The sequence below is a fragment of the Dokdonella sp. genome, from assembly GCF_039926425.1.
Classification (GTDB): Bacteria; Pseudomonadota; Gammaproteobacteria; order Xanthomonadales; family Rhodanobacteraceae; genus Dokdonella_A.
Window position 1 is genome coordinate 23,554 of record NZ_JBDSWZ010000238.1, and the last position, 8,421, is coordinate 31,974.

The window sequence follows — 8,421 nt, forward strand, 5'->3', positions numbered from 1 at the left end:
GCTGTGATCGTGTTCATGGCGCGTGGTTGAAAACCACGCCTGCGAGTTTCGCCGGATCGAAATTCGCAATGGCCTTGGCGATGGCTTGCGGGGTATCTCGCCCGTAGCCGACGACGAGCACGACGAAGTCGACGAGGTCGGAAAGGATCCGCGAGTCGGGCGAGTTGTTGACCGCAGGGCCGTCCAGAAAGAGGTAGCGATCGGAGTAGCGGCTGCGCAACGAATCGAGCACCGCCCGCATGCGGAACGACGAAAAGTATTCGGCACTCATTTCGCGTTGCCGTCCGACCGGCATCAGACGAAGGCGCGGGATGCCCGTGTGATAAAGGATTTTCTCGACACCGAGAGAGGGATGCTCCAGGTAGTCGATCATCCCGCCATTCACGGGGTCGACACCCAGTGCCGTGTGCTGCGAGGGGTGACGCGCGTCGCAGTCGAGCAGCAACGCGGTCTTGGCTTCGTCGAACGCGAATGCCGCGGCCAGGTTGCGCGCGACGAAGCTGCCACCCGAGCCGTGGCTGATGGGTGCAACCAGCGTGACGAAATTCGACACGCCGCCGAGTGACAGAAGGCGGGTGCGGATCTCGCGGAACGCGTCTGCCTGCTCGCGACCGCTGCCATCCTGGTGGATGAGGCGACGGTCTTCGAGTGCGCGCACCGGCAACGTGCGAGGTTCGACGATGCGTGCGATCGACCGGCTTGCGCTGGTGCGCTGTGCGAGGTCGGCGCTCGATGCGGGCAGACTCCCGTTCGGAACGGGATCGTGGTCGGGAGAAGAAGAGTTCATCGCGTAAGCCGATACCAGTAGGTCAGCGCGAAAATCGCTGCGGTGGCGATCAGCAGCAGGACGACGATCGCCATCCGCGCCGTCTCGCCGCGGCGCTCTCCGCGTGTTGCGTACACCGGCACCGATGCGAGCACCGGAAGGCCGGTGATGCGCTCGAGTTCCAGCACCGAACGAATACGGCGATCGAAGCGCGCCACGAGAAACAGCAAGCCGAGCGGGAGTGCAAGCGCGAGGCCCAGCCCGGCAGCGGCAAAGTGGATCGTGCTGAGCCCTGCGGGCCGCAAGGGTTTCGTCGCCGGATCCTGGATGCGGAACGTCAGGCCGCGGCCCTCGGAATCGAGATTCATCGACACGCGCGCATTCTCGCGTCGCTTCAACAGATCCTGATAGATCTCGCGATTGACGTCGTAGTCGCGCGTGAGTTCGGCGAGCGCGCTTTCCGATGCCGCGATCCGCCGGCTGCGATCGAGCTCGCTGCCCAGCAGGGTTTCTGTTGCGCCCATGCGCGAATCGGTGGCAGCGATCTGCCGGCGCACGTCTGCGAGCTTGCTTCTCAGCTCCGTGTAGAGCGGATTGAACTGCGAATTCTGGTCGATCGATGTGGGGACGCCGGCATTCTTCGCCTCGGTCCTGCGCCGCTCTTCGTCGGCGATCTGCTTGCGCACGTCCTCCATCTGGTGACGTATGCGAATCACGTCCGGATACTGGTCGGTGTAGTTGAGCAGCAGCTTTTCCAGCTGGGCCTGGAGGTCGGCCATCTGTGTTCGGTAAACGCCGGCGCGGGTCTGCACTGCCGTCACTTCGGATTCGCCCGACAACTGCGACATCAACGCCGACTCGGTCGAGCGAAGTTCCATCACATTCATGCGCGACTGTTCGACGCCGGAGCGGAGCGCGCCGATGCGCGTGTTGGTGTCGGCATCGCTGCCCGGATGCGCATCGACGTTGTCGGCGCGGTATTTCTTCAGGTTGTCTTCCGCCTCGGTCAGCTTGTGGTGATACGCCTCCACTTGGCTGTCGATGAACTCGTAGGCTTCGCGACTCTCCCGCTCTTTCGCTGCGAGACTTTCCTTGATGAAGAGATCCGCCAGGCGTTCCGTGACCTTCAGCGCGCGAGCAGGTTCCGCGTCGCGGTAGGCAATGTGGATGAGGTTTTCGCGCGGACTGGTGATTTGCGTGCGGCTCTTGATCGCCTCGCGCAGGTTGTCCTGCTGGAGCGGATCGAGCTTGGTCAGGTCCCAGCCGCCCGTCTTCAGGATTTCGTCGATGATCCCGCGGCTGAAGATCACCTGCTTGGCGATCGTCGTCCGGTCGGCGGTTCCGGTCGCGACCGCGCGTCCTTCGAGCAGAGGCTGGATGATGTCGCTCTTCTGCGCGAGGATCGTCGTCGCAGCCGAGTAGCTCTTCGGCCACACGAGGCCGAACAGCAGGCCGGTGAGCGCAATCGCCACGAACGCGAACGCGAGAGCAAGCGCGTGTCTTCGCGCCTGCGTGAGCATCACCGGCAGAATGTCGCCGAGCGAGACGGGGGTTTGCGTCACGTTGCTGTCCCGGATTCCGTCAGAACGTGCGTTCCGGCACCGTGATGACATCGCCCGGCTGGACCGGGTAGTTGGTCGTCAGGTCGCCTTTCTGCAGCACCTTGTCGAGTCGAACAGCGTAAGCCTTGGTGGTTTCACCGTCCTTTCTGTACAGCTCCGCACGATCGGACGCGGCAAATTCGGTGGTGCCGCCCGCGGCGAGCACTGCATCGAGCACGGTCATGCCCTGGCGGAATGGCACGGAAACAGGCTGGCGCACGGCGCCCGTCACGCGCACACGCGACAGATACTCGTGGCTGCGCAGCTGGGTCAGGATCACGGTCACCTGCGGATCACGGACAAACGCCTGGAGCTTGTCCTTGATGTCGGCAGCGACTTCTTCTGGAGTTCGCCCACCGGCGGCGACGTCGCCCACCAGCGGCACGGAAATCTTGCCGTCCGGCCGCACCGGAACGCTGACATCGAGGCCGGGATTCTGCCAGACCGAGACCTTCACTTCGTCGTCGACGCCGATCCGGTAATCGGCGACCGCCTGGCTTTCGGGATTGACCACGGGCGCCTGTGAAGACCCGGTTCCACCCGTTGCGCAGGCGGACACGATGAGGACGAGAACCAGAAGAGCGGGCCACCTGAACAGAGTCATCGCTGCCACCTTGGCGTAAGAAAGTGTGAAACGTATCACATTCTGAACGCCGCTTCGCCGCCGCTCAGTTGCCGAATTCATGCAAGAAACGATCCGCTGACGGGTTCCGAGCATTCATGCTGACGGCCGCTGGATCAGTCGGTTACCTCGTAAAACGCCCGGTACCAGTCGACGAATCGGCCCACTCCGACCTCAACCGACGTCGCCGGCGTGTAGCCGGTGTCGCGTGAAAGCTCCCCGACGTCCGCATAGGTGTCGGGCACATCCCCCGGTTGGAGAGGCAACAGGATTTTTTCTGCCTTGCGCCCGAGCTTCGCCTCGAGCACCTCGATGTAGTGGGCCAGCTGCACCGGTTGGTGATTGCCGATGTTGTAGAGGCGGTACGGCGCCGACGAGCTCGCCGCGCTCGGCTCGAGCGGATCGAATGCCGGGTCGCCGGCGGGAATCCGGTCGAGCGTACGGATCACTCCTTCGACGATGTCGTCGACGTAGGTGAAATCGCGTGTGTGCTTGCCGTGGTTGAACACCTCGATCGGCTCGCCGGCGAGAATCTTGCGGGTAAAGAGGAACAGCGCCATGTCGGGTCGACCCCATGGGCCGTACACGGTGAAGAAACGCAGGCCGGTCGTCGGCAGCGAATACAGATGGCTGTAGGTGTGCGCCATCAATTCGTTCGCTTTCTTGGTCGCCGCATACAGGCTGACCGGATGGTCGACCGGGTCGCGTACCGAGAATGGCAGCTTGCGATTCGCGCCATACACCGAGCTCGATGATGCGTACACGAGATGTTCGACCTTGCCGTGCCTGCACGCTTCGAGCACGTTGATGAAGCCGACGATGTTGCTCTCGATGTATGCGTACGGATTCTCGATCGAATAGCGAACGCCCGCCTGCGCTGCGAGATTGACGACGCGCTGAGGACGGAAATCCGCAAACGCCTTCTCCAGTGACGGCCGGTCTTCCAGCGACGCGCGCACCAATCCGAAATTCGCATGTGGAGTCAGACGCGCGAGACGCGCTTCCTTCAACGACGGATCGTAATAATCGTTGACGTTGTCGTAGCCGAGCACCTCGTCGCCACGCGCGAGCAGCCGGCCGCTCAGGGTGGAGCCGATGAAACCCGCAGCGCCGGTGATCAGGACTCGCATCTGTCGCTCCGTGGAGCGGTCGCAACCGTGCGCGACCGTTGAGGGTGAAGGATCTGCCCGGGGCAGCGCGCCCCGGTCGGCAACGGAAGGCTACAAGCGGTCGTCGACGCTGTCTCGCGGCAAGGCCTGCTTCACGTCGAAGAGCACGCTGCCGGTTTTGCCGAGCGCGCGAATGCGCTCCGCGCCAAGCTCGATGAACTGCCGATGCGCGACCGCGAGAATCACGGCGTCGTAAGTCCCCGGCACGAGTTCCGGCACGAGGTCGAGGCCGTATTCGTGGCGCGCTTCCTCGGCGCTGACCCACGGATCGTACACGTCGACGTCGGCGTGATAGTTCCTGAATTCGCGCACCACGTCGACGACGCGCGTGTTGCGCAGATCCGGGCAGTTTTCCTTGAACGCGAGGCCAAGCACGAGGATCTTCGCGCCCGCGGTGTGGATGCGTCGCTGGATCATCAGCTTGATCACGCGCTGCGCGACATGCTCGCCCATGCCGTCGTTGATGCGTCGACCCGAGAGGATCACTTCGGGGTGGTAGCCGATCTGCTGCGCCTTGTGGGTGAGGTAATACGGATCGACACCGATGCAGTGGCCGCCGACGAGACCTGGCCTGAATGGCAGAAAATTCCACTTTGTACCGGCCGCAGCGAGCACTTCGCTGGTGTCGATGCCGAGGCGATGGAAGATCAGTGCGAGTTCGTTGACGAGCGCAATGTTCAGATCGCGCTGGGTGTTCTCGATCACCTTCGCCGCTTCGGCAACGCGGATGCTCGATGCCTTGTGCGTTCCGGCGGTGATCACGCGTCGGTACAGCGCGTCGACGAAATCGGCAGCGTCCGGGGTCGAGCCGGACGTGACCTTCATGATCGTCTCGAGGCGATGCTGCTTGTCGCCAGGATTGATCCGCTCGGGGCTGTAGCCGGCGAAGAAATCCACATTGAACCGGAGTCCCGATTCGCGCTCGATGATCGGGACGCACACTTCCTCGGTTGCACCGGGATACACCGTCGACTCGAACACCGCGACACCGCCGCGCGCAATCGCGCGACCGACGGTGCGACTGGCCGATTCGAGCGGCTTGAGATCGGGGCGTTTCGCATCGTCGATGGGTGTCGGCACCGTCACGATGAAGACGTTGCAGGCTGCGAGATCGGCCGGATCGGCACTGAAGCGCAGTCGCGTCGTCGCCTTCAACTCTTCCGGCGATACTTCGAGGGTGTGGTCGCGGTGCGCCTTCAACTCGTCGATGCGCGCCGCATTGATGTCGAAGCCGAGCGTGTCGAGCTGGCGTCCGAAACCAACCGCGAGCGGCAGGCCGACGTAACCGAGACCCAGCACGGCGACGCGCGTCTCTTCGGAACGGGGCAGGGCGGCAGCGTCCATTCAAGGCTCCAGATGCAAGGGACGCGAGTCTAGCAAGACCGCATTGCATCCGGCATGGCAACGTGACGCCATCCGCGATCTAGGACGACGACCGCTGGCGACAGCCGAATTCGAGCGTTGTCGCGCGCGCCGGATCCGGCATCGCGATCTGCCAGCCATCGGCGCCGCGCGCGAGGCGCAGCGGAATCGCATCCACGCCCGGCTTGCCGGTGGGAAAGAGCACCAGGTCGAATTCCGCCGCATCGTGCCAGCCTTTCATTTGCACGCTTGCGACACTGCGTTTGGCGGCCGCGCAGGTCATTGTCAGACGAGGGCCTGTGATATCGAGGTCGGCGACGCGCACCGAGGCGGGCGGATTGATGCTGTTGAAGGTGACCAGCCAACGGCCATCCGGTGACGGCGCGACCACATCGCTGCCGTTGTGAACGAATGCAACGCCGCCGTCGCCGGGATTGATCAGGAAATTCCCCGGCGCGTCGTGACCGAACTGCACTTCGACGCGATGGTAGCCATTGCCCGGCAGCGTTCCGAGATACCAATGCGTTTCCGAATCCCCATCGCCCTTGCGCGTGGACGGCTGCGTGAAATCGATGAACTGCAACGGCTTGCCATCGTTTGCCGCAACCACGAGTTGTCGCCCGTCGCGTTTGACCTTGCCGAGCGACGCGTCGATCAAGCCGCGCTCGTGTGCGGGCACGCACGTGCGCTCGCCGGGCCTGCAGCCGAATGCCTGTTCTGAAAACGTGAGCGACGGATGTTCTTCGTCGACCACGGGCGCCGCAAGGATCGCGGCGGCCACAGTTGCGTCGAGTTGCACCACGGCAAGCGCATCGGCGTTCGCGATATCGCGTTCGCGGTCGGCGAGATTGAGCACTTCGGCACTGCCAAAGCGCAAGCCTGTGGACGGCACGGTGGCCGCGAGCAGCCGAGTGGTCACCGACGCACATCCCAGAGTCGCGCAAGCCAGCACGAATTGCACGACAGGGCCGCGCGTCAAATGGGATCTCCGTGCGCGAGTGGAAGGAAGGTGGCGCATTTTTGTGCAGTCCGGAATCGCAAAGGGTCGAATCGATGGAATTGGAACGGAGCGTGCGCTGCGCGTCACGTGCCAAAAGGCCCGGCAGCCACATTCTGCAGCGCACGAATGGCAACGATGATACGAAGCCGTGCGTGAACGTACCCGCCAATGTGGATTGCGGTTTCGCCCGCCATGCCGTTTGGCGCCGGTTGATGCGGTCGTCCAACCGTCTTCTTCCGCCCTCCGCAAAGCCATGTCAGACGGTCGGAACGATTCGCGCGCACTGGAAAAGCGCGCTGCGGATCATGGCGGGGCAAAAAGCGGGCTACGGCCCTTCGAAGCCGTCGCTGAAGATCAGGTCGCCGCCGACAAAGAGCGCGGAAACCATGCAATTGGCGGTGACAGGCGCGGTTGTATAAGTCATTCCTGTGAGCGTGCCCCCGCAGCCCGATACATGGGCGACGTAATCCGTCATGGCGGTCACGGTGAAGGCGGTTGTCGCGCCCTCGCTGACGGTCTGCGGTGTGGAAGGAGAAATCGTGCCGTTGGCTCCAGCGCTTGGCGTCACCGTAAACGTCATCGACGTGCCGTCGGTGCCGAATGCCCGCAGCTTTGAGTTGGCGTCGAACACGTACACGCCGCCATCGACGACGATCGGGCTCTGGAAATGAAGGCCGCCCAACGCGGCCGACGAATACAGCACGTTTCCGGTCGCAGGGTCACGCGCAACGAGGCAGTTCGAGTTCTGGTCCGGACAGCTGCTGACGTGGTACATCACGCCGTTGGCGACGACCGGCGAGGTCGTATCGGTTGACGAGCCGCGATACACATGCCACTCGCGCGTGAGGGTCGGCACGTTGCCTGCGCCGAGACTCATCTTGAACGCGGTCACGCCATTCCTGAAGCTGGCGAAGAACACCCAGGTGGACCCGGAGCCGTCGAGCCAGACCGCCGGTTGCTCGCGTGCGCCATCATACTCACCGCCCGCATCGAGAATTTGCATCTCGCCGCCGACGTGGCGCGGGCCGCCACCGCCGCTCATGTCGTCAAGATTGATCACATGCAGCGTGTCGTCCTTGCCACCCTGCAGGCCGACGTGGGCAATGCTGCTGCCCGCAGGGACCGGCAACAGCGCCATCGACATCGAACCAAGATCGCTGTCGCTGTTGTCGAGGCTGGCGTAGTCGGTCGGCGTGTAGCTGTCATAGGGAATTCCAGGCGTTGCGCCGACGCCATCGGGTGCGAGTGACAGCACGCTGTCGCCCCACTTCATGGTGTTGCCCGTACTCGCGTCTGCGGTGTACGGACCGTTGCCCGAAACGATGTAGATCTTGCCGCGTGCCGCGTCGAAGGTGGCGCCGCCGCGTCCCCAGATGCCCGATTTGCCGGACGAACTTCCGACGTCGCACAAGTAACCCGCGCCGATATGAGTGGTGACGTTGCTGCAGATCGTATTGAAGACGGTCTGCGTTCCGGTCGCCAGATTCACGGTCGTCAGGTGGCCCTGGTAGTCACCGCTCTCGCCGTAACCGCTGGTCACCGAGTAGAGATAGCTGGTGCCGTTCCAGGTTCCGAGCGCGAGGCTGCCGTTGGCGTTTTCGGAATCCGGGCGGTTCGTGTAGAGCTGCGGCCAGCCGCCGCCGCTGATTTCCGTGCCGTCGCCGACCTGGTACTTGTGGATGAACCCGTCCATGCCGTGGCTGTAGACATACAAGCGACCCGGATCGATCGCCGGCGCCGAGGTGATCCATTGCGCGCCGCTGCCGGTCGCCTTCGACCACACGACGGCGCCGGTGGCGGCATCGATGGCGAGCAGGGTTCCGCTTTGGCGAGTGAGCGCGAACAGCAGATTCTTCGTGCCCGAAGACGTCGCCACGCCAGCGAGATAAACAGGCGCGCTG

The 8,421-nt window shown here is 63.6% G+C and carries 7 protein-coding genes; all 7 read right to left on the reverse strand.

Translation table 11 applies throughout. The features are described 5' to 3' along the window. Positions 1-13: 13 nt before the first annotated feature. The gene (locus ABIV12_RS13750; protein WP_348060244.1) at positions 14-787 is read right to left on the reverse strand and encodes a polysaccharide biosynthesis protein; all 774 of its coding nucleotides are present in this window, start codon (positions 785-787) and stop codon (positions 14-16) included. Continuing rightward, on the reverse strand, positions 784-2,328 hold the full coding sequence (locus tag ABIV12_RS13755) for an XrtA system polysaccharide chain length determinant (protein ID WP_348060246.1): 1,545 nt from the start codon (positions 2,326-2,328) through the stop codon (positions 784-786). The genes ABIV12_RS13750 and ABIV12_RS13755 overlap by 4 nt, the downstream gene beginning before the upstream one ends. A 19-nt stretch (positions 2,329-2,347) precedes the next feature. Continuing rightward, positions 2,348-2,971 carry an XrtA/PEP-CTERM system exopolysaccharide export protein gene (locus ABIV12_RS13760; protein ID WP_348060248.1) on the reverse strand — a complete coding sequence of 208 codons (624 nt, stop codon included), beginning with the start codon at positions 2,969-2,971 and terminating at the stop codon, positions 2,348-2,350. Between the two features lie 134 nt (positions 2,972-3,105). After that, positions 3,106-4,119, reverse strand: a complete 1,014-nt coding sequence (locus ABIV12_RS13765; RefSeq protein ID WP_348060249.1) for an NAD-dependent epimerase — start codon at positions 4,117-4,119, stop codon at positions 3,106-3,108. A 90-nt stretch (positions 4,120-4,209) separates the two neighbouring features. Then, positions 4,210-5,502: a Vi polysaccharide biosynthesis UDP-N-acetylglucosamine C-6 dehydrogenase TviB gene (gene tviB, locus ABIV12_RS13770; protein ID WP_348060251.1), complete on the reverse strand. Its 1,293-nt coding sequence runs from the start codon at positions 5,500-5,502 to the stop codon at positions 4,210-4,212. Between the two features lie 79 nt (positions 5,503-5,581). Next, complete coding sequence (locus ABIV12_RS13775) at positions 5,582-6,439, reverse strand: hypothetical protein (protein ID WP_348060253.1); 858 nt, start codon at positions 6,437-6,439, stop codon at positions 5,582-5,584. 406 nt (positions 6,440-6,845) lie between these two features. Beyond that, positions 6,846-8,421: PQQ-binding-like beta-propeller repeat protein (locus tag ABIV12_RS13780; RefSeq protein ID WP_348060255.1), on the reverse strand; the 1,576-nt coding region annotated here is incomplete at its 5' end.

Bases quoted from the DNA above. Each gene is read 5' to 3' on its own strand.
- ABIV12_RS13750 (WP_348060244.1), bottom strand. From the start codon at position 787: ATGAACTCTTCTTCTCCCGACCACGATCCCGTTCCGAACGGGAGTCTG.
- ABIV12_RS13760 (WP_348060248.1), bottom strand. From the start codon at position 2,971: ATGACTCTGTTCAGGTGGCCCGCTCTTCTGGTTCTCGTCCTCATCGTG.
- ABIV12_RS13765 (WP_348060249.1), bottom strand. From the start codon at position 4,119: ATGCGAGTCCTGATCACCGGCGCTGCGGGTTTCATCGGCTCCACCCTG.
- tviB (WP_348060251.1), bottom strand. From the start codon at position 5,502: ATGGACGCTGCCGCCCTGCCCCGTTCCGAAGAGACGCGCGTCGCCGTG.